A 24,006-nucleotide genomic window follows, 5' to 3' on the forward strand; every position below is an offset into this window, starting at 1 on the left:
GCACACGAAACCGCGGTTTCCCTCAGCGGGACCGCTGTCACCTCACGGTAGGGCCGTTCGCGGACCCGCGCAGCGGCAGCTCCCGCCGCCGGCGCCTCGCCAGGACGCGACGACCTCGTACGCCTAGGCTTGTCGACCGGGGCCGAAAGGGGCTCACGATGGACGACTACACCCTGATCGAGAACCACGGTCTGATCGGTGACCTGCAGACCGCGGCTCTCGTGACGACCGATGCGACGATCGACTGGTTCTGCTGCCCTCGCTTCGATTCACCCAGCGTCTTCGGCGCCCTGCTCGACCGCCGCAAAGGCGGCCACTTCACCGTCAGGCCGGCCGCCGACACCTACACCACCAAGCAGCTGTACCACCCGGACACCGCCGTTCTCGTGACGCGCTTCATGACCGAGGCCGGCACGGGCGAGGTCGTCGACTTCATGCCGGTGACCGGGACGACGGCGACTCCGCGGCACCGGCTGGTGCGCATGCTGCGCTGTGTCCGCGGCAGCATGACCTTCGAGGGCGAGATCGCCCCGCGCTTCGACTACGGCCGCGCGCCGCACGAGCTTCACATCACGGAACACGGTGCCCTGTTCACCTCGGAGGTGCTGAACTTCGCCGTCCACGCCGTCCGCGAGCCGCAGGACGAGCGACTCCTGAACATCCTCTCGGGCGACAGGGATCTCCGTTTCACCCTGACCCTGCAGGCGGGACAACAGCGCGGCCTGGTCATGGAATCCGCTCCGGCGGGGCCGCCCCACGAGGTCCGGGTGGCGGAGTTCGAGGAGCTCTTCGACGAGACGGTGCGCTTCTGGCGCTCGTGGCTCAGCCAGTCCACGTACGAGGGCAGGTGGCGCGAGGCGGTCGAACGCTCGGCCGTGACCCTCAAGCTCATGACCTACGCGCCGACCGGTGCCCTGGTCGCCGCCCCCACGACGGCCCTGCCGGAACAGCTCGGCGGCGAGCGCAACTGGGACTACCGCTTCACCTGGATCCGTGACGCCTCGTTCTCGGTGTACGCCCTGCTGGGCCTGGGCTTCAAGGAGGAGGCGACGTCGTTCATCGGCTGGCTGCACGACCGGGTGAAGGAGGAAGCCGGCGGGGGTGACGGCACCGGACCGCTGAACATCATGTACCGGGTCGACGGCTCGTCCGACATGGTGGAGGAGACCCTGGAGCACTGGGAGGGCTACTGCGGCTCCGCCCCGGTCCGCATCGGCAACGGAGCGGCGACGCAGCTGCAACTGGACATCTACGGTGAGGCGCTCGACAGCATCTACTTCGCGCACCAGCACGGCATTCATCTCGACACCGGGGGATGGACCGCGCTGCACACCCTGCTCGACTGGCTGGTCGACCACTGGGACCAGCCCGGCGAAGGGCTGTGGGAGACCCGCGGCGGCCGCAAGGACTTCACCTACGGCCGGGTGATGTCCTGGGTGGCCTTCGACCGCGCCGTGCGGATCGCGTACGACGACGGGCGCCCGGCAGCCCGCGGCCGCTGGATGGCCGAGCGCGACAAGCTGTACGAGCAGGTACTCGGCCGGGGCTGGGACGCGCGGAAGCAGGCCTTCGTGCAGCACTACGGAAACGACGTGCTCGACTCGTCGCTGCTGCGTATGCCGACGGTGGGGTTCATCACGCCCGATGACCCGATGTGGAAGTCCACCCTGGACGCGATGGACCGCGAACTGGTCAGTGACAGCCTCGTCTACCGCTACAACCCCGAGGCGTCGCCGGACGGACTGAGCGGCTCCGAAGGAACCTTCTCCCTGTGTACGTTCATGTACGTCGACGCCCTGGCACGGGCCGGCCGCACGGACCAGGCCAGGCTGGTGCTGGAGAAGATGCTCACCTACGCCAACCACCTGGGCCTGTACTCCGAGGAGATCGCCCTGACGGGGCGTCAGCTGGGCAACTTCCCGCAGGCGTTCACGCACCTGGCCCTGATCGACGCGGCGATCACCCTGGACGCGAAACTCAGCGGGGCGCGCAGGGGCGGGCCGTAGCGGCACGGAGTACGGGTGAGCGGTTCACTGTCCGGCGTGCGCGGGGACGGAACCGAGGAGGACGACGGTGTCGCCCCCGCGCGGGACGGTCCGCTGCCGCTCGGTGACCGGGTCGAGGCGGTGGTCGGCCCGCACCACGAAGAGCGTGTCGTGCTCCGGCGGCAGCGGGGCGGCGGCGGGTTGCACCACGAACCGGGCGCCCCGCTCGTAGCGCTCCGCCAGGACGTGACGGACGAGGTGGGGGCCGAAGAGGATGTCGCCGCCGGTGTAGGGAGCGACCACTCCGTGGCTGTCGTGCGGTGGCCCGACCCGGTAGACGGACCCCTCGACGCTGTCCTGCATCACCACCGCGGCGAGCGCGTTGAAGTCGTCGTCGTCGGTGGCCAGGAACACGGCCGTCACTCCCTCCACCCGCGCCCCGGGGTTGACGGCCGTGGCCAGCAGGTCGCCCTTGGCGAGTTCGAGCCCCGCGTCCTTGATCCGTTCCCGCTCCTCCTCGCGCCCCGCCCACATCAGCACGTCGAGGTCGGCGGACCGCAGGGCCCTTCCCAGATCGACCACCCACCGCTCGCCGCCCACCAGGAGGACGCGTTTGCCCGACTCCTTGACGACACCCAGCCGTCGGGCCACCGGCGCCGCCGTCAGCGCGTACAGCAGCACGGTTCCGACGATCACCAGGAAGGTGACCGGAAGGATCTTCGCCGCCCCGCTCACCCCCTCGTCCACCAGGCCGGCGGAGAAGGCGGACGCCGTGGCCGCCGCGACGATGCCGCGCGGGTCCATCCATCCGACGAAGGCCCGCTCCCCTCGGGACAGGTCGGTGCGCGCCGCAGCCGCGAAGGCGACGATCGGCCGGACCACCAGGACGAGGATCGCGATGAGGCCCAGCCCGGGAAGCAGTACGGGGACCAGGGACGCCGGGGCGACGGTGGAGGAGATGGAGACGAACAGCAGCCCGATGACGAGCTGCACCAGGGTCTCGAAGAACGGACGCCGCGCGGGCATGTCGAAGCCGCGGAGGTTGGCCACGGCCAGTCCCGTGACGATCGCGGCGATGAGCCCCGTGTCGTCCCGCACGATGTCGCAGCCCGCCGACACGGCCAGCAGCGTGGCGAGTTGGGCCAGCGTGCCCAGCGTCTCGCCGAGCCGCAGGGTGCGCAGGGTGAGCCACAGGAGCGCGGCTCCGAGGGCCCCGCCGACCAGTCCGACGGCCATGCTGATACCGAACTGGCCCAGTTGGTAGCCCCGGCCGATGTCGACCCGGTGCGTCGTGGCGATGGCGTGGAAGGTGAGCGCGCCGAGGATGCCCCCGATCGGGTCGGTCAGCGTCCCCTCCCAGATCAGGATGCGCCGCACCTTGTCGCTCGGCCGCACGAAGTCCAGCAGCGGCCCCACGACGGTGGGCCCGGAGACGACGAGGATCACGCCCAGCATCGCGGCCACCCGCAGCGGCATGCCGAACATCGCCGGCGCCACCGCCGCGGTGACCAGGAACGTGAGCAGCACGCCGTACAGGAGCAGCCTTCCCACGACGCCGCGGGTGTGGCCGGCGAACTTGCGCAGGTCGAGCCCCAGGCCGGCGTCGTAGAGGATCACCGCGACGGACAGCGACACCAGCGCCGAGAAGTTGGGCCCCATCAAGTTGTCCGGGTGGATGACGTCCGTCATCGCGCCGGCGGCGAAGCCCACCGGAAGCAGGATGATCAGGGCCGGGACGCGCAGCTTGCTCGCCAGGATCTGCGATCCGGTGGCGAGCACCACCGTCAGGGCGAGTCCGAGGAGGATCTCGTCGTCGGTCACAGCGGCTTCCTTCGTCGATGTCCTGGCACGGGGGCGAATGGCGGGTACGGGCCCGGGCGATCAGCCGCCGGGGGCCGCGCCGTCGGGTTCCGTCCCGCTTCCGCCGCGCAGCTCGGCGTCGGTCAGCTCCACGTCGGTCAGCTCCGCGAGTTCGCCGTGGGTGTCCAGTCAGTAGAGGAGTCCCGCACCTCGGTGTCCGGGCTGAATCCGGCCGGCACCGGGTCGAGGAGCGGGATCCTGATGCCGCCATCACCCCACCTGCCCACCAGGCCGGGCCAGAGCAGGCCGAACTCGAAGCAGAGCACCGTGCCGGTGACGATGCCGACCGCGAACTGCACCGCCGGGTGACGAAGGGGAAGGCCATGACGGTCCGGGAGAGGGTCAGCCGCCGGTCGCGAAGCCGGGGAAGAGGGTCATCCCGCCGTCCACGTACAGGGTGGTCCCCACCACGTAGTCCATGAGATCCGAGGCGAGTGCCACCACGGCGTGCGCGATGTCCTCGGGGTCACCGATCCGGTCGTACGGGATCAGCTTCAGCAGGTCGTCCCGGGCTTCGGGGGTTTCCCAGGCCTCCCGGTTGATCGGCGTCCTGATCGCCCCGGGGGCGACGGCGTTCACCCGGATCTTCTCCGGTGCGAGCTCCTGGGCCAGGGTCTGCATCATCATCAGGACGCCGCCCTTGGAGGAGGCGTAGTTGACGTGGCCCGACCAGGGGATGAGCTGGTGCACCGAACTCATGCAGATGATCTTCCCGGCCGCGCGGGACACTTCGGGGACGACTCCGCGGCGCCGGAACTCCTTGGTCGCCTCCCTGGCGCAGAGGAACTGGCCGGTGAGGTTGACGTCGATGACCTTCTGCCACTGCGCCAGCGTCATGTCGGTGAACCGGGCGTCCCGCTGCAGACCGGCGTTGGCCACCATGATGTCGATCGTCCCGAACTCCTGGACCATCCGGTCCACCATGGCGGTGACCTGGTCCTCCCGCGACACGTCCGCTTCGTGGGCCGCGGCGCGCACCCCGAACGACGTGATCTCCCGGACCACTTCCTCGGCGGCGTCACGGTCTGCCACGTAGTTCACGACGACATCCGCGCCGGCCCGGCCGAGGCCGAGCGCCGTGGCCCTGCCGATGCCCGAGTTGGCGCCGGTGACCAGGGCCTTCTGACCCTTGAGCAGATCCGGCGGGATGACATCCCGCGATGCTTCCACGGTGGAACCCATGACGCCTGCCTCCTCGCTGCGCGGCTCCGGTCCGCCCGGCTGCGGAGGTCACGCAATCACGGCCGCGGCACGCGGGTTGCCCGGCACACCACCGTCCGGACACCGGGACGGGTGGGTTCGTCCGATCGGACCAGCGGTCCGGGCCCCCGCTGAGCCGCGCCGCGAGACGGTCGCCGGCCCGCGGGACAGGGGCGGCGGGCGCACCGGGGCGAGCGCGGCCACCGGGTGCGGCGGGAAGGGGGTGGAGGTATGACTGTCTGGGGGGACAGCACTCGAACGGAGCGGGCCCATGGACGACTATCCGCTGCTCGACGTCTTCCTGACGATGATGTGGTTCTTCCTGTGGACGATGTGGTTCTTCCTGCTCTTCAAGGTGGTCACCGACATCTTCCGGGACCACTCGCTGAGCGGAGGGGCGAAGACCCTGTGGCTGATCGTCGTCCTCGTCCTCCCGTACCTCGGCGTGTTCGTCTATCTGATCGTCCGCGGCCGCACCATGGGCAAGCGGGACGCCGAGGAGGCCAGGGAGCGGGAGGCGGCGTTCCGGAAGTATGTGCGGGAGGCGTCCGCGGACTCCGGCAGCGACCGCGGCAGCCACGTGGACAGCCTGACGCGCCTGGCCGAGTTGAAGAGCAGGGGTGACATCAGCGCGGAGGAATACGACCGGGCCAAGGCGAAACTGCTCGCCTGAGGCGGCCGGGAGACCCGGAACACGGCTCCACCGGCCGCGGCACGCCCTCATCCGGCGTTCACCGTGCGATCCGCCGGTGTGGGCGAAGCACTCCCCGGTGTTGTTCAATGAGGTGTGCGGTCAGGGATCTCGGGGCCCCGTCGCACGGGTCCGACTACGGCCCCGGCGCTGCGCCGGGGATTGCCGAGAGAGCCGCATGGACTCCACACCGTCCCCCTCGTCCTCTTCGCCGTTCGAGCAGGTCAGCAGCGCTCTGGGACGCTACATCCCGCGCGGCGCGGAGGAAGCGGCCGCCGGTCCCGCCGAGGCGCGGAGCGACCGCGGCACCCGTCGGCGCGCACCCGGCGACCCGGCGGCCGACCGTCACGACCAGATCCTCGGCGTGGTCAATCTGGACCGGGATCTGAGAATCACCCGCTGCAATCTGGACGCCCCCGTCTTCGCGGGTCTGGATGCCGCGGCCGGGATTCCGTTCGCCGATCTCCTGCCCCCCGGGGACGTACCCACGGTCACGCGGCGGTTGCGGCAGGTCCTGGAGATCGGAGAGGCGCACGTCGCCAGGATCCAGCGCCTGCGGCGCGGCGACGGGTCGGAGCTGGTGGTCTCGATGAGCATCCTGCCCGCCGCGGCGCCCCAGGAAGGCCTGACCGTCTCGTTGATCGCCATGGCCAGGCGGCTGCACCTGTACGCCGCCGAGACCGCGATCGGTACCTCGCTGGACATTGCCGAGACCGCGCAGTCGCTGGCGGAGTCCCTGCTGGCCTGGGGAGAGGTGGCCGCCGTCGACCTGGACTTCGCCGTGTGGACGGGCGAGGGAGTCACCGAGCAGGCGCAGGGCCGCATCCGGCTGCGGCGGGCGGCCCTGGTGCCGGACCGGGCATGGCCCGAGGGGTACGTGCTTCCGGGCAACGACCTTCCGAGCGACGCGAGTCGCCTGCTGGCGCAGGCGGTACGGCGGGACGACGCCCCGCAAGCCATCGTCATACCCGACCGGGAGGCGGTCGAGCGGGTGCTCGGCAGTCCGCGGGTCATACGTGCCATGGTGCCCGGTGACCGGTCGGCGAGTGTGGCGTGCATACCGCTGGTCCTGGTCGGCGCGCGGCCCGTGGTGCTGGGCGTGGCGGAGGTCTGGCGGCGGGCGGACCGCCCCTTCCGCGACAGCGAGCTCTTCGACCTTCAGGAACTGGTCGCGAGGACCGCCCATCACGTCGATTTGGCCCGCCAGCACCAGCGGGAGCACACGCAGGTGCTGGCGTTGCAGCGCCGCCTGCTGCCCCGGACCGGCGGCGCCACCATCGAGATCGCCAGCGTCTACCAACCCGCCACTCCCGACAGCGCGGGCGTCGGCGGGGACTGGGTGAACAGCTTTCCGCTGCCGGACGGCCGTACCGCGCTGGTGGTCGGAGACGTGGTCGGGCACGGCCTGGGAGCGGCGGCGACCATGGGCCAGCTGAGCATGGAGGCCCGCGCGCTGCTGTCCGCGGGGCTGGCACCCGACGAGGTGCTGGAGCACCTGGACGAGACCGTGTCGCTGCTGGACGACGCGGAGTCCGGGCTGGCGGCCGGCTACAGCGCCCTCGGATCGACCTGCTGCATCGCCCTCTACGACCCGGTCGGCCACGACGTGACGCTCTCCAGCGCCGGTCACCTGCCCCCGGTCCTGGTGCTTCCGAACGGGCACGCGGGCCCGCTCGCGGTCCGCCCTCACCCCGGCCTGGGCGCCGAGTTCGCACTGCGGGAGCCGTTCGACGTGCACACGTTCGACGCACCGCCCGGCTCCCTGCTCGCGCTCTACACCGACGGCCTGGTGGAGGATCCTGCCCTGTTGATCGACGAGGGCATCGGCAGGCTGGCGGACGCCGTGTCCACGGTGCACCCCTGGGACGCCCTCCAGCAGGCCGCGCGGCACGTCGTCTCCACGCTGGCACCCGCGCGCCAGCGCGACGACGTGACCCTGCTGCTCGCGCGCATGATCGGCCACCGCAAGGGGGACACCGCGACCTGGCGGCTGCCCGCCCGCGACGACGCGCCCGCCCGTGCCCGCGCGCACGTCTCCGCGCTGCTGCGGCAGTGGCGCACCAGCAACGACACCAGGGACGACGCGACGCTGCTGGTCAGCGAACTGGTCACGAACGCGGTGCGCTGTGCCCGCGGTCCCATCACGGTACGACTGATCAGAGGCGGTCAGGGCCTGCTCTGCGAGGTGGGCGACACCGGTAACGGCAGGCCGCGTCTGAGCCGGGGCGGCCTGCTCGACGACGGCGGGCGTGGCCTGCACATCGTGCACAAGCTCACCACCCGGTGGGGGGTGCGGTGGACGGACACCGGCAAGGTGGTCTGGGCGCAGGTCGGGAGGTGACGCGGCCGCGTATGCGGGACCGGTCGCGTGCCCGATGATGCGGGCGCCCGGTTCGCCGACGGGGTTCGCGTGGGCTCGTACTACAGCCACTCCCCTTCCAGGGCGGTGGCGGTGAGGCCAGGAGCGGCCGCGTACAGGACGGCACGGCTGCCCGGCTGCTGCCCGGCGTCGTGCGCCCGCCTCAGGATGTCGAACACGGCCGCGCCTCCGCGGTTGCCGCTGGTGTAGCTTTCCCGGCTGTGGTCCAGCAGCCCCGACGGCCACGCGTCGGGCATCGTCTGCTCCATGTACTCCAGCACCCGGGTACCGCCGGGGTGCGCGAGCAGCACGTCGGGGTGCCAGGAGCCGGGGGCGTCCTGGTAGCGCAGGCGCAGCCACTCCCACATCGCGGTGACCGTCTCCTGCACGGCGCGCGGCCCGCGGCGGTCCATCACGAAGTGGGTGCCGTCCGCCCGCGTGTCCAGACGGTGCAGGTCCTGGGTGCCGGGCAAGGTGTGGTGCCAGGCGGCGTCCAGCCGCACGATCGACTCCCGCCTCGGACGGCCCGTCACCACCGCGGCCACCGCGGTGTCCGCGAACAGCAACCGGACGATCAGGGACTCGAGGGTGTCGTCCGCCGGCTGGTAGGTCGTGCTCAGCGCCTCCGCGATCACGACGAGGACCACCCGGTCGGGGTCCGCGGCCACGAGGTCCGCCGCCAGGGCAAGCGAGCGGGTCCCCGCGACACAGGCCCACTGCGTGGCCGGCAGCAGCAGCACGTCGTCGCGGAGCGGAAGCCTGTTGGCCAGGGCGATGTCCAGACCCGGGAGCGCCGGGGTGGTGGAGTGACTGGTGATCAGGCAGTCGACGTCCGCGGCGTCCAGGCCGGCGATCTGCAAGGCCCCGCGCGCCGCCCGCTCCCCGTAGGACTGCACGGCCTCCCAGGCCGGCGCGGTGCGCTCCTGGACGGTCTGCGGCGCGGGTATCGCCTCGAGGGCGGCGATCACGCGGTCCACGTCCTGCCGGGTGAACCCGTCGCGGGCCAGCGCCTCTTGGGCGTGCCCGACGCCGGCAGCCCCCAGGCCGCCGCCGTTGCCGGGCGCCAGGGCGGTCTCCAGCGGCAGCATCCACCCGCGGGTCTCGATGCCCGTACTGGCCGCGATGCCGTCGATCCGCGGCGCCCACGGCGCGTGCGGGTGCCGGTCGCGCACCTCCGCCACGATCCGGCTGGTCTCCACGGTGTGCTCGCCGTGTATGACGGCAGGAGGACAGAGGTATGCGGCCATGATGGGCACCTTTCCAGGGGAACGCGGAAGAACGTCACGAGGGCTGCGTCATGGGCCACTTCGGAGCTTCGTGCCCATGAGGAGGGGCTCCGCTTCGGGAGTCGCTGTCCTAGAAGCATGGACGCCAAAGGGACATTTCCGCTGTGACGCAGACAACTTGGGCGCCTACTGGAAGGGGTGATTCGGCACACATCGCCGGAAGAGGGACCTCGGAGTGGTTCCGCGGCTCACGACTGACTGACCGCCAGTCCGGAAACGGGATGATCTGCCGTACAGCGTCACCTGAGGGCGGCCGGAGCCTTCACGGCCAGGATCTCGGCAGAAGCCGAGCGCCGACAGACCGGAGGCCGGGCTCGAGCGGCCCGGCCTCCGGTGAAGTGCACCGCGCGTCTACTGGGCCATCTCGTACGTGCCGGACAGCGCCTCGACCTGCTGCCAGACCCGCCCCGTGCGGGCCTCGTCGACGACCGGTCGCCGCACGGCACCCAGCGCCCACTCCTGCTGCGCCTCGGTCGCCGAGTCCTTGCCGTGCAGTTCGACGGCGTGGGCGGAGAAGTCCCGCACGAGCACGGCGAAGAGTTCGTCGAGCACGTCCTCGTCAAGTCCGGTGAGGGCCGCCTGCTCCAGGACGAGCTGCCCGTGCACGACGAGGGCGAAGAGCTGACCGACCGCGAGGGCGAGGTCGAGATCGCGGCTCTGCTCCGCGTCGGGAGCGGCGGTGGTGACGAACGCGCAGAGCGCGTCTGCCTGTTCGCGCAGACGGCTCACGTTGGGCAGGTGCGCGTATGCCTCGAAGGCGGGCCGCCAGTCGTGGAAGCGCACCGCGCCGAGGCCGCGGGCCGGCCCCTGCCGGAACAGGAAGTCGTCGTCGGTCGCGTCGAGGCGGGTGGGGACGCCGGGATACTCGACCGGGTCGAGGAGGTGGTTGCGCATGAACTTCAGGATCAGCGCCAGGTTGACGTGGACCGTGCCCTCCAGCTTCGGCAGACCGCGGATCTCCACCGCCGCCTGGGCGAAGTAGTTGTCCTTCTCGAAGCCCTTGGCGGCGATCACGTCCCACATCAGGTCGATGACCTTCTCGCCCTCCGTGGTCACCTTCATCTTCGTCATCGGGTTGAAGAGCAGGTAGCGGCGGTCGTCCGGGCCCGCGGAGCGGAAGTAGTCGACGGCGCGGCCGCTGAACAGCTTCATGCCGACGAGCCGGACGTAGGCGTCGGTCAACTCGCGCCGCACGTGCGGGAAGGCGGTGACGGGGCGGCCGTACAGGATGCGGTTGTGGGCGTGGGTGACGGCCTCGTACATCGCGTGCTCGCAGATGCCGATCGAGGCGGTGCACAGGTTGAACTTGCCGACGTTGACGGTGTTGAGGGCGGCGTCGAAGGCCGCGCGGCCGGTGTGCAGGACGTCCGCGGCCGTCACGGGGTAGTCCTCAAGACGGAACTCGCTGACGAACTTCGAGGAGTCGACGACGTTCTTGACCAGGTGGTAGGCCGGGTGACGGCTGTCGGCGGCGAAGAACACGTAGCCCTCGGGGCCCTCGACGTCGCTGCGGCGGCCGAAGACGGAGACGAGTCCGGCGGCGTTGCCGTTGCCGATGTAGTACTTGGAGCCGGTGGCGCGGAAGCCTCCGTCGCCGTCGGGTTCAAGCAGCATGTCGGTGGAGTAGATGTCGGCGCCGTGGACCTTCTCGGACAGGCCGAACGCGAACACCTCTCCCTGGGCGAGGAGTTCCGCGGCGCGGGTGCGGGCGGCGGCGTTGTCGCTCTGCCAGACCGGACCGAGGCCGAGGATCGTCACCTGCCAGGCGTACCAGTAGTCCAGGCCGTAGAAGCCGAGGATCTCGTTGAGCGCGGCGATCCGGGCGGTGTCCCACCGCTTGTCCGGCTCCCCCTCCCCCGCGGCGGACGACGGCGTCAGGAAGGTGGCGAACAGGTTCTCCTTCGCGGCGAAGGCGAGGAAGTCACCGAGCCACGCACGCGTCCGGTAGTCCTCCAGCAGCCGACGCTTCCCGCGCTCCTCGAACCAGTCGACGGTGGCACGCAGCAGGCGGCGCGTCTCGGGGTCGAAGTGCGCGGGGTCGTAGCCGCGGGGGTTGAACAGTAGCTGGTCAGCCATGGTGGGACGCCTTTCGGCAGAGGTGAGGGCGGACATCGGGAGATCTGACGGCCGGGCGGTGCGGCCGGGGAGGAGCCGCGGAGCGGGGCGGCGGCGGGTGCGGGCCGGCCCGGAGCGGCGGAGGGTGCGGGCCCGGTCCGGGAGGAACGGAGGGTGCGGGCCGGCCCGGGACGAGCGGCAGGCCGCAGGGCCTCTCGGGCGCGGCGCCGATCAGCGGACCGGACCGAACCGGGCCAGCGTGACGAGTACGTCGTCCAGCCAGTCGATCATCATCCGTTCGTACGCGATACCACCGCGCAGGACGACGTGCTGGAGTTCTCGTTGCGCGTCGAGCGGCGCCCGTGTACCGGCTGCCTCCGCCTCGGGTCCCGTGAAGTCCCTCGCCTCGCCCACGAGATAATGCGCGAGCCGGTCCCGGTGTGTCTGCCGGTGTCGCTCCACCTCGCGGACCAGACCGGCGGGATCGTCGAAGGCGGCGCCCCGGATCTTCACCGCCAGGTCGTGGCGGACACTCTCCGGCTCGATCGGCTCGCGCAGCCAGGATGACAGCGCCGCCCGTCCGAGGTCGGCGACGGAGTACTCCTTCTTGTCCGGCCGCCCCTGCTGCGGGACGTCGCGGACGTCGACCCAGCCGTCGTTCTCCATGCGCTTGAGCACGCGATAGATCTGCTGGTGCGTCGCGGTCCAGAAGTAGCCGATGGACCGCTCGAAACGCCGGGCCAGTTCATAGCCGGATCCCGGCTTTTCCAGGAGCGACACCAGGATCGCCTGTTCGAGCGCCATGACGCCGATCCTGCTATGCAACTCGTTGCATAGCAAGCCTCGCCCGCCCCGATGCGACGAGGCTCACGCCGCGGACGCCCCTTGCGCGTGGAGCCCTGCTACGGCGATTTCGAACTCCGGACCTGGGCGGTGCCGAGCGGGACGGCGCCCGCGACCTCTCCATGGTGGCCGCGCGCACTCCCGCGGTCAGAACTATGGTGTCCCACCACATACGCCCCTGCCCTGCGCGTTCCTACGGTGTGGCGACACGCAATCGTCCCCGTCGAACGCCAGGAAGTGGTGCCGATGTCCTCCCCCGCGACCGCTCCGCCAGCCCCGTCCAGCCTCAAGCGCATCGTCGCCGCGAGTCTCATCGGCACCACCATCGAGTGGTACGACTTCTTCCTCTACGGATCGGCCGCCGCGCTCGTCTTCAACGAGCTCTTCTTCCCCAACTCCGAACCGCTCGTGGGAACCCTGCTCTCGTTCCTGACCTATGCCGTCGGGTTCGCGGCCCGCCCGGTCGGCGCCCTCGTCTTCGGACACTACGGCGACCGCCTGGGCCGCAAGAAACTGCTGGTGCTCAGCCTGTTGCTGATGGGCGGAGCGACCTTCGCGATAGGCCTGCTCCCTACCTACGGCACCATCGGCGTCGCCGCTCCGGTGCTGTTGACCACCCTGCGCCTGGTCCAGGGCTTCGCGCTCGGCGGCGAATGGGGCGGCGCCGTCCTGCTGGTCTCGGAGCACGGGGACGCGAAACGGCGCGGTTTCTGGGCCTCCTGGCCGCAGACGGGAGCCCCCGCCGGACAGCTTCTGGCGACCGGAGTGCTCTCGCTGCTGACCGCCACCCTGTCGGACGACGCCTTCGGCTCCTGGGGCTGGCGCATCCCGTTCCTGCTCTCCGGCGTACTGGTCGTCGTCGGTCTGTGGATTCGCCTGTCCGTCGACGAATCCCCCGTGTTCAAGGAGGCGTTGGCGCAGGCGCAGGCCCGCAAGGCGGCACAGGCCGCCGGCGCCCCGGCCGCGGAACCGGAGAAGATGCCGCTGGTCTCCGTCCTGCGGTACCACTGGCGCGACGTGCTGGTGGCGATGGGTGCGCGCATGGCGGAGAACATCAGCTACTACGTGATCACCGCCTTCATCCTGGTGTACGCCACCACGTCCGTCGGCGTCTCCAAGCAGACGGCGCTCAACGCGGTGCTCATCGCGTCCGCCGTGCACTTCGCCGTCATCCCGGCCTGGGGCGCCCTCTCGGACCGCGTCGGCCGCCGCCCCGTCTATCTGCTGGGCGCGGCCGGAGTCGGGATGTGGATGTTCCCGTTCTTCCGCCTGATCGACACCGGCGGCTTCGGCAGTCTCCTCCTCGCCGTGACCGTCGGCCTGGTGCTGCACGGGGCGATGTACGCGCCCCAGGCGGCCTTCTTCTCGGAGATGTTCGCGACCCGGATGCGCTACTCGGGCGCGTCCATCGGTGCCCAGTTCGCCTCCGTCGCGGCCGGCGCGCCCGCCCCGCTCATCGCGACCGCCCTGCTGGCCGAGTACGACGACTCGACTCCGATCGCGCTGTACGTGATCGCGGCGGTCGTCCTCACGCTGATCGCGGTGGGCGTCGCCAAGGAGACCCGGCACCGGGACCTGACCGACGTGGACACCCCGTCCGACGCGGAGCCCACCCCGGCGGCGGCGCCGGCGGACGTACGGGCCCTCTGACCCGGGAACGCGCCACCGACCCTCGTACGCCGACGCGTACGGGGGTCAGTGCCGTGCCGCAGCCGACAACCGGTGCAGGCGCAGGGCGAGTTGGATCTCCAGCGCCCGGGCCGGGCGCTGCCAGTCCTCCCCGAGCAGCCGCCCCACGCGCTCCAGTCGCTGCGCCACCGTGTTCACGTGGACGTGCAGCTCGTCCTTGGTTCGGGCCGGACTCATGCCGCACGCGAAGTAGGCGTCGACGGTCCGCACCAGGTCGGTGCCGCGCCGCTCGTCGTACGCCACGACCTTCCCGATGGTGCGCTCGACGAACCCGGTGATGTCGCGGTCCCCGGCGAGCAGCAGTCCCAGGAACCCGAAGTCCTCGGCGGCCGCCCCGTCCCCGGCGCGACCGAGGAGCCGGAGGGCTTCGAGGGACCGCAGCGCCTCCGCGTACGCCGCGGCCACGGCGTCGGGACGGGTCGCGAGGTCCTCCACGGGGGGCGAGGCGCCCACGGTGACGGCCTCGTGGACGGCCTTGCCGAGGTGTCCGGCGGTGCGGCGGGCCAGGTCCGTCGCCGCGTCGCCGGGGTCGAGGGGCAGCAGCAGGACGGTGCCGCCGTCCCGTGCGGCGGCCAGTCCACGCCGGGTGCCTGCTAGATGCGACGCGGCGGACCACAGGCGCCGGCGGGCCGCGGCTTCCTGGTCGGCGTCGGCCGCCGGGCCGTCGAGCCGGGCGGCGAGCACCACGTGGCGGGCGTCGAGGTCGGCGTGGAGCCGGGCGGCGCGGTCGCGCAGCAGACGGGGGTCCCGGTCGCGGGAGTCGAGCAGGTCGTCCAGCAGCTCGCCCCGCACGCGCTGTTCGGCTTCGGCTGCCGAGCGTCTGGCGAGGAGGAGCAGGGAGGTGACCATCGCGGCGCGTTCCAGGGTGCGCTGGTCGACGGGGTCGAGGCCGGGCTGGCCGCGCAGCACCAGGGCACCCAGGAGCTCTCCCCCGGCCGTCACGGCGGCGATCCAGTCGCCGCCGCGGCGCACGGCGTGCCCCTCCGCACGCGACGCTTCCAGGGCCGCGTCGGTGGTGGTGCCGTCCTCGGTGAACTCCACGGTGCCGTCGAGTACTTCGGACACCGCGGCGGCCACGTCGTGGACCCCGCCGCCGCGCAGCACGAGCTCGGCGAGGCGGTCGTGGACGTCCGAGGCGCGCTCGATCACCGCGCTGCGGTCCTGGATGATCTCGTTGGCCCGGCCCAGCCGGTCGAGGGCCGAGCGGGTCTCGGTGAGCAGGTTCGCGGTGTCGATGGCGGCCGCGGCCAGGGCGGCGAAGGAACCGAGCAGGGCGATCTGCTCCCGCTCGAAGACGCGGGCGCGCCGGTCGGCGGCGAACAGCACGCCGATGACGTGGTGCCCGATCATCAGCGGTACGCCGAGGATCGCGACCAGCCCCTCGTCCCGCACCCCGGTGTCGATGGCGTGCGTGTGCTGGAAGCGGTCGTCCGCGAAGTAGTCGTCGGTGACGTACGGGCGGGCGGTTTGCGCGACGAGTCCGCCGAGTCCCTCCCCCATGCCGAGCCGCAGCTGCTGGAAGCGGGCGGCCACCGAACCCTCGGTGACCCGCATGTAGGTGTCGCCCCTGACCGGGTCGTTCAGGCTGAGGTACGCCACGTCCGTGCCCAGCAGCGACCGGGCGCGCTGGACGATGGCCTGCAGCACGGCGTCGAGGTCGCGCAGTCCCGCCAGGTCGTGCGCGGTCGCGAAGAGCGCGGAGAGCTCCGCCTCGCGGCGGCGCCGCCCCTCCATCTCCGAGCGGACGCGCAGCGCCAGCGCTTTCGCCTGCTCGAGCGCGGCGACACGCTCGGCGGGCCGGCCCTCGGCGCGGGCCAGCAGGACCGGCTGCTCGTACGCCTCGGCGGACGCGCCGCGGGCCAGCAGCTCCAGGAAGGGCGCCTCGGCGCCGGCTGCGGAGCACTCGGCGGACTGCACGTGATCGCGGGACATGCTCACAGGATTACCTGTCGGCGGGCCGGCGCCGCCAGCCCTGTGGACAACTCGGCCGGGGGTCCATCAGTGGGCGGTCCAGCCGCCGTCCAGCGCGAGGGAGGTGCCGGTGACACAGGACGCATGCGGACTGCACAGGTACGCGACGGCCTCGGCGACCTCCTCGGGTTCGATGAGCCGCTTGACGGCGCTGTCCCGCAGCAGGATCTCGGTCAGCACCCGTTCCTCGGGGATCCCGTGCGCCCGGGACTGGTCGGCGAGCTGCTTCTCGACCAGTGGGGTGCGCACATAGGCGGGGCTCACACAGTTGGAGGTGACTCCATGGGGGGCGCCTTCCAGGGCGGCGGTCTTCGAGAGTCCTTCGAGGCCGTGCTTGGCGGACACGTACGCCGACTTGTAGGCCGAGGCCCGCAGGCCGTGCACCGAGGACACGTTGACGATCCGGCCCCATCCCTGCCCGTACATGTGCGGCAGTGCTCCGCGGATGAGCCGGAACGGGGCCTCCAGCATCACGGTCAGCACGGTGTGGAAGACGTCCGGCGGGAACTCCTCCAGGGGGCGGACGAGTTGCAGTCCCGCGTTGTTCACCAGGACGTCGGTGCCCGCGGCGACGAGTTCCGCCGCGTCCAGGTCGGTCAGGTCGAGGACGTGCGACTCGACGGTGCCGGGCAGTCCCCGCCCCTGCTCGGTGAGGGAGTCAAGGCCCGCGGCGTCCCGGTCGACCGCTCTCACCTTGGCGCCCGCGCCGGCGAGCCGCAGCGCGCAGGCACGGCCGATGCCGCTCGCGGCACCGGTGACGAGGGCGGTGCGGCCGCCGAGGTCGAGAGGCGGGGCGGGGAGACCCGGAAGGGCACTGGGCGCGGTCATGTCTCGACCCTAGGCAGCCCCCGCACCCCTCCCGATATGGTCACCACCCATACTTCGCGCTCAGTTCATGGGGTCGAACCACGTGGGTGCATCGGACAGTGCCTGCTTGATCCGGAACCGTCCGAACTCGTTGAGCTCCGGCAGGGCGTCCATGCCGAACCAGCCGACCTCGAGCGACTCGTCGTCGTTGACCCGGGCCTCGCCGCCGACGGCCCGGCACCGGAACGTGATGTCCATGTACTGGCAGGTGTCGCCGTTGGCGTACGTGACCGGTTCCAGGGCCTGGACGAGCACGACGCGTTCGACGACGCAGCGCACCGCCGTCTCCTCGAAGACCTCCCGCACGGCACAGGCCGCGGGCTGCTCGCCCGGATCCGGGATGCCACCGATCACCGACCACTTGCGGGTGTCGGTGCGGCGCCCCAGGAGCACTCTGCCGTCGTCGTCGAGGACGATGGCGGTGACCCCGGGGAGCCAGAGCAGCTGGTGGCCCGCGGAGGCGCGGATCGTGCGGATGAAGTCAGGAGTGGCCATGGAGCGACCCTAACGGCCCCGCTCCACAGCTCCGGCCGCCCCCGGTGTCACCGTCGACCAGGCCGGCCGTTCTGCGGGAACGCCGACCGGCTCTCCACCGGTGGTGGCGCTGTTTCATCCGACGGGTCGGGCGCGCGTCCGGGCGAGCCCCGCCTCGGCGCTGTTCAGCAGCGTTTCGAGGAGTACCGGGTATGCACTTTGCGTCATCCGCCCGGCGAGGAGCGGCGCCGTGGCCGCGATGTGCGGGTGGGTGTCGGCGGACAGTTCGGCGTAGGTGGAGTTCCACATCTGCTCGTCCGCTGCGCGGGTCTCGTCGCTCAGCGTCAGGGATCCGGCGTCCAGGGCGGAGAAGGCCAGGGCGAGGTCGATGAACGCGTGATAGACGACGACCGCGTTCGCGTCCGGGAAGCCTGCCGTGCGCAGGATGCGGAGGATGGTCTCGTCCGCCGCGATCTCACGGGGGCGGCCGGTGACTCGGCTTGCGGTCAGGACCGCCGCTTGAGGGTGGGCGAGGTAGGTGGCGTGGATGGACCGGCCGAGGGCACGCAGGTCGGTCCGCCACTCCCCGGTGGCCGTCCAGGCGTCCAGGGCCTGCCCCATCAGCTCCTCGCCGATGGCTCTGGTCAGGTCGTCCATTCCGGCGAAGTACCGGTAGAGGGTGCTGGCGTCGGCACCCAGCGCTGCGCCCAGTCTGCGTGCCGTCAGTCCCGTACTGCCGTGCTCGCGCAGCATGCGCAGAGCGGTGTGCACGATCACCTTCTCGGACAGGACCGTGCCCTGTCTCGTCGGCCGGCGCCTGCGTCGCGCCGCCTCCGGTACCACTGGTTTCGCCACGCCCGGTCCCCGTCTCGCACTCGCGGCTCTTATGCCAACACCGTTGACCTTAACTCGGGCGTTCCCGTTGTATCGCGTCCAATCCCGGGGCGTCCGTCCCCGGCAACCGGAAGGTGTGGGGCATGCGGGTTCTTCTCGTGGGCGCGGGCGGCGTGGGCACGGCCATCACCCGGATCGCGGCTCGTCGCGACTTCCTTACCCACATGGTCGTCGCGGACTACGACCTCGCACGCGCCGAGGCGGCCGTCGCGGCGCTGGAGGGACACGGGGACCGGTTCAGCGCCCTGCGTCTGGACGCCTCCGACGAGGACGCCGTACGGCGGGCGCTCGTCGAGGAGGAGTGCGACGCCTTGCTCAACGCGACCGACCCACGCTTCGTGATGCCGTTGTTCGGCGCCGCCCGCGCGGCGGGCACGCACTACCTCGACATGGCGATGTCCCTGTCCACGCCACACGCCACCCACCCGTACGAGCAGTGCGGCGTGAAGCTCGGTGACGCGCAGTTCGAACAAGCCACTGCCTGGGAGCGTTCCGGGCGGCTCGCCCTGGTCGGCATGGGGGTGGAGCCGGGCCTGTCGGACGTCTTCGCGCGGTACGCGGCGGACGAACTCTTCGACGAGATAGCGGAGATCGGCGTCCGCGACGGAGCCAATCTGGTGGTCGAGGGTTACGACTTCGCGCCGTCCTTCAGCATCTGGACGACCATCGAGGAGTGCCTCAACCCGCCAGTGATCTGGGAGAAGGACCGCGGCTGGTTCACCACGGCTCCTTTCAGCGAGCCGGAGGTCTTCGACTTCCCCGAGGGCATCGGCCCGGTGGAGTGCGTCAACGTCGAGCACGAAGAAGTCCTGCTCATGCCCCGCTGGATCGATGCTCGCCGGGTCACGTTCAAGTACGGCCTCGGTGACGACTTCATCGCCAAGCTGAAGACTCTCCACGAACTGGGTCTGGACGCCACCGGGAAGGTCACCGTTCCCTCGGAGAACGGACCCGTGGACGTCTCCCCGCGGGACGTGGTCGCCGCCTGCCTGCCCGACCCGGCCACCTTGGGCGACCGCATGACCGGCAAAACCTGCGCGGGCACGTGGGTCAAGGGGACCAAGGACGGCTCACCACGCGAGGTCTACCTGTATCACGTGGTCGACAACGAGTGGTCGATGCGCGAGTACGGGTCCCAGGCGGTGGTGTGGCAGACCGCCGTCAATCCCGTCATCGCACTCGAACTCGTCGCCCGCGGAAGCTGGTCCGCCGCCGGCGTGCTGGGCCCGGAAGCGTTGCCGCCGCGTCCCTTCCTCGACCTGCTCGACGAGTACGGCTCGCCGTGGGGACTGCGCGAGGAGAGCTGAGCCCCCGGAGGACGGTCACGAACCGAGAGCTACTGGCCCCGGGCATCGTCGCCGCGCCGGGCACGGACCGCAGAGGCGCCGGCCCAGCCGAGTCCGCCGAGTGCGAGCGCCACGAGGACCAGCTCGGGGAGGATCCCGAGGCGGGTCGCGGGGGTCTCGGAGGAGCGCAGCGGCACCGTCTGGACCAGGGAGTCGGCGACGAACATCCCGGTCCGCCGGGTGATCTGCCCGTCCGGCATGATCACGGCGCTGACTCCGCTGGTCACGGGCACCGTGACGGTGCGGCTGTGCTCCACGGCGCGCACGCGGGACATGGCCAGCTGCTGGTAGGTCATCTCGCTGCGGTCGAAGGTGGCGTTGTTGCTGGGCACCGAGATCATCCGGGCCCCGTGGGTGACCGTGTCGCGCACCGCCCAGTCGAAGGCGGCCTCGTAGCAGGTGGCGAGACCGACCCGGGTGCCCGCCATGGTGAACACGCCCGGTTCGCTGCCGCGGCTGAAGTCCTGGCGGACCATGGACGTCCAGTTCTCGTTGACGGCACCGAGGAGGGAGCGCATCGGGAGGTACTCCCCGAAGGGCTGCACCTGTCGTTTGTCGTACCGGTCGACGGGGCCCTCGTCCGGGTCCCAGAGGATCTGCTCGTTGTAGAGCCTGCCGTCGCGCTCGACGACGCCGCCCACCGAGATCGGGGCGCCGATCGCGCGGGCCGCGCCGTTGATCACGGCGCGCGCGTCCGGGTTGGTGAACGGGTCGATGTCCGAGGAGTTCTCCGGCCACAGCACGAAGTCGGGCCGGGCGGCCCTGCCCGCCTTCACCTCGGCGGCCAGGCGCTCGGTCTCCTTGACGTGGTGGTCGAGAACGGCGCGCCGCTGGGCGTTGAAGTCGAGTCCCGCCCGCGGCACGTTGCCCTGGATCACCGCAACGGTCGCCGTGCCGTCCTCCGCCCTGTCGCTCACCAGGGAACGCGCGGCGAGCGCGCTCAGGAGGGGCACGGCCACGCTCAGCAGGGCCACCGCGGCGGCCCCGCGCCTCACGGCACCGGTGCGGCGGCCCTCGACGACCAGGCGGACGACGTCGTGGAGGCCGAAGCCGCACAGCACGACCGCGAAACCGAGCACGGGAGTCCCGCCCACGGCGGCCAGGGGAAGGAAGACACCGTCCGCCTGACCGAAGGCGATCTTGCCCCAGGGGAAGCCGCCGAACGGCGCACGCGCGCGTGCCGCCTCACCCGCCGTCCACAGGGCCGCCGCCCACAGGGGCCACGCGGGCAGCCGGGAGACCGCCGCGATGCCCGCGCCGACGAGCGCGACGAACACCGCCTCGACGACGACGAGCGCCACCCACGGGCCGGGGCCGACCTCCACGCCGGTCCACACCAGCAGCGGCAGCAGGAATCCGAGGCCGAAGAGGTAGCCGAGGCCGAGGGCCGTCTTCCAGGTGCGCCCGCGCAGGGACCAGGCGAAGACGGCGAAGGCCGGCAGCGCGAGCCACCACAGCGTGCGGGGCGGAAAACTGACGTAGAGCAGAAGGCCGGAGAGTGCCGCGGCGGCGCACGGAACGAGCCGCCGTACCCGTCCGGCACCGCGGGAGACGAACGGGGCCTGGGGTCCGAGCTGCTCCGGCTCGTCCACGGAGGTTGCGGTCGCGGTCACCCGGCGAGTCTACGGCGCGTGACCTGGGCACCGACAGCACGGTCGGTCCCGCCCGCCCTGGACGGACCCGCCCGCCCGCTGGGCGCGGAAGCACCCCCGGAAGAGGCCGGGCGTCACGGCGGTCCCGACCGGGTCCCGCGGCTCGCCCTGCCGACCTGGCCGGCCCACCGGCACGGCGAGCCGCGCCGGGTCCCGTCAGGGGGCTGCGGGTGTCCCCGTACCCGGGCGCAGGTGGTCGCGGATGATCCGTACCGCCGCCTCCGCGTTGTCGACCGTGATCGTGAACGTGTGGCCGTCGCCGAGGCGCAGGACCACGCCCTCACCGCGCCGGACGATCACTCCCGTCCCCTTCTCGGGCCGCCAGCGGTAGCCCCAGCCGCCCCACTGGCGCGGGGTGACCTGGGGCGCGAAGTCCGCCCCGACCACGTGCGCCAGCGGGATGCGGCGGCGCGGCAGACCGATGTGGCCGCAGCGCACTTCCAGGCAGTCCTTGTCGACGGTCACGGCCACGTGCACGAAGGCCAGTGTGCCGAAGAGGATCAGCAGTCCCGCCGCGATGCATCCGACGACGGACATCACGAGCGGCGCGCTGCCCGAGGTCCATGTGGAGTCGACGGCCAGCTCGATACCGAGCGCCATGCAGGCGGCACCGCCGAGGGCCGGCAACCACTGGACGCGGTTCCTCGCGCGTCCCGTCCAGACCTTGGGGTGGGGGGCGTTCTCGCCGTGGGGGTGGTCCCTCATGAATATGAGACTACTCAGATTTCGCAGCGCGCGTACCCGGTGGCGGACTGTGACTGCTCCGGCCGGGCGGCCTGCCCCGCACGGTGGCGCCGGGGGTTTCCGGTCAGCGGGCGGGGCTGACCGTCTGCAGGAGGCGGCCTTCCTCGTACGCGAGGGCGGCCTCGGGCAGGGTGCCCTCGTGTCCGCCGAGCAGGACGGTGAGGGAGCCGGTGGCGGGTGCGTCCGGCGCGGGGGACGCGCCGATCCTGCGCAGTGCCTGGGCGGCCACCGCACCGGCCGAACCGTGCAGCACGAGCGGCGGCAGACCGGGCTGCTGGACGGCCTCGCGGATCCGCTCGGCGACCAGCTCGTAATGGGTGCAGCCCAGGACGACGGTGGTCACGTCGTCCGGGGTGCGGTCCGCGGCCGCGGCGATCGCCGCGTCGACGGCCGCCTGGTCCGCGTGCTCCACGGCGTCGGCGAGCCCGGGGCAGGGCACCTCGGTGACCCGCACCCCGGCGGCGAACTCGCGGATGAGGCCGCGCTGGTACGGGCTGCCGGTGGTGGCGGGCGTCGCCCAGATCGCCACGGGTCCGCCACCCGCCGCGGCCGGCTTGATCGCCGGGACCGTGCCGATCACGGGCACCTCGGGCTCCAGGCGGGCACGCAGGGCGGGCAGGGCACGCACGGAGGCGGTGTTGCAGGCGACGATCAGCGCGGCGGGCTCGAGCCGGGCGGCCGCTTCGGCGACGGCGAGAGCGCGCGCGGTCACGTCCTCCGGCGTCCGGGGCCCCCAGGGCATGCTGCCGGGGTCCGAGGAGAGGACGAGATCGGCGTCGGGCCGCAGACGGCGTACCGCGGTGGCCGCGGCGAGCAGACCGATTCCGGAGTCCATGAGCGCGATCTTCACCCGGTCACCATAGACGATGGGCCTCTACGGGCCTGCGGGGTGGGGCAGACTTCGCCGGGTGAGCGCCGTTGTGTGGACTGCCGTGGGATCACTCGCCGCCTGGCTGTGGCTGCTGCTCTGCCAGGGCTTCTTCTGGCGCACGGACGTACGGCTCCCCCCGCGCCGGGAGCCGGACGACTGGCCGTCCGTGTGCGTCGTCGTCCCCGCGCGGGACGAGGCCGCGGTGCTGCCGGACAGCCTCCCGTCGCTGCTGGCGCAGGACTACCCGGGGCGGGCCGAGATCTTCCTCGTGGACGACGGCAGTACGGACGGCACCGGGGAGCTGGCCCGGGAGCTGTCCCGTCGTCACGGCGGCCTGCCGCTCACCGTGGACTCCCCCGGCGAGCCCCCCGCCGGCTGGACGGGCAAGCTGTGGGCCGTACGGCACGGAATCGGCCTCGCCCGCGCACGTACCCCCGCCTACCTGCTGCTGACCGACGCCGACATCGCGCACGCGCCGGACAGCCTCAGGGAGCTGGTGGCGGCGGCGCGCACGGGCGGCTTCGACCTCGTCTCCCTGATGGCCCGGCTGCGCGTCGACAGCAGGTGGGAGCGGCTCGTGGTGCCCGCCTTCGTCTACTTCTTCGCCCAGCTCTACCCGTTCCGCCGGATCGGGGCGCGCGGGTCGCGGACGGCGGCAGCGGCGGGCGGCTGCGTCCTGCTGCGCGCCGACGCCGCCGAGCGGGCCCGGATCCCCGAGGCGATCCGGCACGCCGTCATCGACGACGTGGCGCTGGCGAGAGCGGTCAAGAACAGCGGGGGCCACATCTGGCTGGGGCTCGCCGAGCGGGTGGACAGCGTGCGCCCCTACCCACGGCTGCACGACCTGTGGCGCATGGTCTCCCGCAGCGCGTACGCCCAGCTGCGGCACAGCCCGCCGCTGCTGCTGGGCACGGTCCTGGGTCTGACGCTGGTGTACCTGGTGCCGCCCGTCACGCTGGTCGCCGGACTGGCCGGGGGAAGTGCGGGAGCGGCGATCGCGGGTGGTCTCGCCTGGCTGGTGATGACGGCGACGTACCTGCCGATGCTGCGCTACTACCGCCTGCCTCTTTGGCTCGCTCCGCTGCTGCCGGCGACCGCGTTCCTCTATCTCCTCATGACGGTCGACTCCGCCGTGCAGCACTACCGGGGGCGCGGTGCGGCCTGGAAGGGCCGCACCTACGCACGTCCGGACACCGCGGCCCTCGACGAGAGCTGACGG

At 71.8% G+C, this 24,006-nt stretch carries 18 protein-coding genes and 1 pseudogene; 6 read left to right on the top strand and 13 right to left on the bottom strand.

Annotated features, from left to right (window positions below; all coding sequences use genetic code 11):
• The first annotated feature begins 158 nt into the window (after positions 1–158).
• Complete coding sequence (locus tag ACFYP4_RS16285; protein ID WP_388785888.1) at positions 159–2,006, top strand: glycoside hydrolase family 15 protein; 1,848 nt, start codon at positions 159–161, stop codon at positions 2,004–2,006.
• 24 nt (positions 2,007–2,030) lie between these two features.
• On the opposite strand, the gene ACFYP4_RS16290 is transcribed toward ACFYP4_RS16285, so the two are convergent.
• From ACFYP4_RS16290 to ACFYP4_RS16300, 3 genes and pseudogenes are all read right to left on the bottom strand, one after another.
• Complete coding sequence (locus ACFYP4_RS16290; protein WP_388785890.1) at positions 2,031–3,806, bottom strand: cation:proton antiporter; 1,776 nt, start codon at positions 3,804–3,806, stop codon at positions 2,031–2,033.
• Positions 3,807–4,054: 248 nt separating this feature from the next.
• Positions 4,055–4,147, bottom strand: a pseudogene (locus ACFYP4_RS16295) (cytochrome ubiquinol oxidase subunit I); the annotation flags it as partial.
• 40 nt (positions 4,148–4,187) lie between these two features.
• Positions 4,188–5,027 (bottom strand): SDR family oxidoreductase, encoded by an 840-nt coding sequence (locus ACFYP4_RS16300; RefSeq protein ID WP_358852164.1) that lies wholly within the window; start codon positions 5,025–5,027, stop codon positions 4,188–4,190.
• 289 nt (positions 5,028–5,316) lie between these two features.
• On the opposite strand from ACFYP4_RS16300, the gene ACFYP4_RS16305 reads away from it, so the two are divergent.
• Together ACFYP4_RS16305 and ACFYP4_RS16310 are read left to right on the top strand one after the other, a co-directional pair.
• Entirely contained in the window at positions 5,317–5,718 is a 402-nt protein-coding gene (locus ACFYP4_RS16305; RefSeq protein WP_358852165.1) for an SHOCT domain-containing protein, read from the top strand.
• Positions 5,719–5,914: 196 nt separating this feature from the next.
• On the top strand, positions 5,915–8,077 hold the full coding sequence (locus ACFYP4_RS16310; protein WP_388785892.1) for a SpoIIE family protein phosphatase: 2,163 nt from the start codon (positions 5,915–5,917) through the stop codon (positions 8,075–8,077).
• 80 nt (positions 8,078–8,157) lie between these two features.
• Here the strand turns inward: ACFYP4_RS16310 and ACFYP4_RS16315 are convergent, their stop codons facing one another.
• The 3 genes from ACFYP4_RS16315 to ACFYP4_RS16325 all read right to left on the bottom strand — a co-directional run bounded on the left by ACFYP4_RS16315 (position 8,158) and on the right by ACFYP4_RS16325 (position 12,240).
• Positions 8,158–9,342 carry a type III polyketide synthase gene (locus ACFYP4_RS16315; protein WP_388785894.1) on the bottom strand — a complete coding sequence of 395 codons (1,185 nt, stop codon included), beginning with the start codon at positions 9,340–9,342 and terminating at the stop codon, positions 8,158–8,160.
• 390 nt (positions 9,343–9,732) lie between these two features.
• Positions 9,733–11,457 (bottom strand): acyl-CoA dehydrogenase family protein, encoded by a 1,725-nt coding sequence (locus ACFYP4_RS16320; RefSeq protein ID WP_358852168.1) that lies wholly within the window; start codon positions 11,455–11,457, stop codon positions 9,733–9,735.
• Between the two features lie 210 nt (positions 11,458–11,667).
• Positions 11,668–12,240 carry a PadR family transcriptional regulator gene (locus ACFYP4_RS16325; protein WP_388785896.1) on the bottom strand — a complete coding sequence of 191 codons (573 nt, stop codon included), beginning with the start codon at positions 12,238–12,240 and terminating at the stop codon, positions 11,668–11,670.
• A gap of 285 nt (positions 12,241–12,525) precedes the next feature.
• Between ACFYP4_RS16325 and ACFYP4_RS16330 the strand changes: the two genes are divergently transcribed.
• On the top strand, positions 12,526–13,929 hold the full coding sequence (locus ACFYP4_RS16330; RefSeq protein WP_358852170.1) for an MFS transporter: 1,404 nt from the start codon (positions 12,526–12,528) through the stop codon (positions 13,927–13,929).
• Positions 13,930–13,974: 45 nt separating this feature from the next.
• Here ACFYP4_RS16330 and ACFYP4_RS16335 read toward each other — a convergent pair whose 3' ends face one another.
• From ACFYP4_RS16335 to ACFYP4_RS16350, 4 genes are all read right to left on the bottom strand, one after another.
• Positions 13,975–15,900 carry a GAF domain-containing protein gene (locus tag ACFYP4_RS16335; protein WP_358852171.1) on the bottom strand — a complete coding sequence of 642 codons (1,926 nt, stop codon included), beginning with the start codon at positions 15,898–15,900 and terminating at the stop codon, positions 13,975–13,977.
• A gap of 66 nt (positions 15,901–15,966) precedes the next feature.
• Entirely contained in the window at positions 15,967–16,767 is an 801-nt protein-coding gene (locus ACFYP4_RS16340) for a 3-hydroxybutyrate dehydrogenase (RefSeq protein ID WP_358852172.1), read from the bottom strand.
• Between the two features lie 60 nt (positions 16,768–16,827).
• Complete coding sequence (locus tag ACFYP4_RS16345; RefSeq protein WP_358852173.1) at positions 16,828–17,301, bottom strand: NUDIX domain-containing protein; 474 nt, start codon at positions 17,299–17,301, stop codon at positions 16,828–16,830.
• Positions 17,302–17,415: 114 nt separating this feature from the next.
• On the bottom strand, positions 17,416–18,135 hold the full coding sequence (locus ACFYP4_RS16350) for a TetR/AcrR family transcriptional regulator (RefSeq protein WP_388785899.1): 720 nt from the start codon (positions 18,133–18,135) through the stop codon (positions 17,416–17,418).
• A 122-nt stretch (positions 18,136–18,257) separates the two neighbouring features.
• Here ACFYP4_RS16350 and ACFYP4_RS16355 point away from each other — a divergent pair, with 122 nt between their 5' ends.
• Positions 18,258–19,481 (top strand): saccharopine dehydrogenase family protein, encoded by a 1,224-nt coding sequence (locus ACFYP4_RS16355; RefSeq protein ID WP_388785901.1) that lies wholly within the window; start codon positions 18,258–18,260, stop codon positions 19,479–19,481.
• Positions 19,482–19,510: 29 nt separating this feature from the next.
• On the opposite strand, the gene lnt is transcribed toward ACFYP4_RS16355, so the two are convergent.
• The 3 genes from lnt to ACFYP4_RS16370 all read right to left on the bottom strand — a co-directional run bounded on the left by lnt (position 19,511) and on the right by ACFYP4_RS16370 (position 22,766).
• A complete protein-coding gene (gene lnt, locus ACFYP4_RS16360) occupies positions 19,511–21,133 on the bottom strand; it encodes an apolipoprotein N-acyltransferase (RefSeq protein WP_388785903.1) in 1,623 nt (540 codons plus the stop codon).
• A 195-nt stretch (positions 21,134–21,328) separates the two neighbouring features.
• A complete protein-coding gene (locus ACFYP4_RS16365; RefSeq protein ID WP_358852177.1) occupies positions 21,329–21,877 on the bottom strand; it encodes a hypothetical protein in 549 nt (182 codons plus the stop codon).
• 103 nt (positions 21,878–21,980) lie between these two features.
• Entirely contained in the window at positions 21,981–22,766 is a 786-nt protein-coding gene (locus ACFYP4_RS16370; RefSeq protein ID WP_358852178.1) for an aspartate/glutamate racemase family protein, read from the bottom strand.
• 16 nt (positions 22,767–22,782) lie between these two features.
• Here ACFYP4_RS16370 and ACFYP4_RS16375 point away from each other — a divergent pair, with 16 nt between their 5' ends.
• The gene (locus ACFYP4_RS16375; protein WP_388785906.1) at positions 22,783–24,003 is read left to right on the top strand and encodes a glycosyltransferase; all 1,221 of its coding nucleotides are present in this window, start codon (positions 22,783–22,785) and stop codon (positions 24,001–24,003) included.
• Positions 24,004–24,006: the final 3 nt, after the last annotated feature.

This window comes from Streptomyces sp. NPDC005551 (assembly GCF_042871785.1).
In the GTDB taxonomy this organism is placed as follows: domain Bacteria; phylum Actinomycetota; class Actinomycetes; order Streptomycetales; family Streptomycetaceae; genus Streptomyces.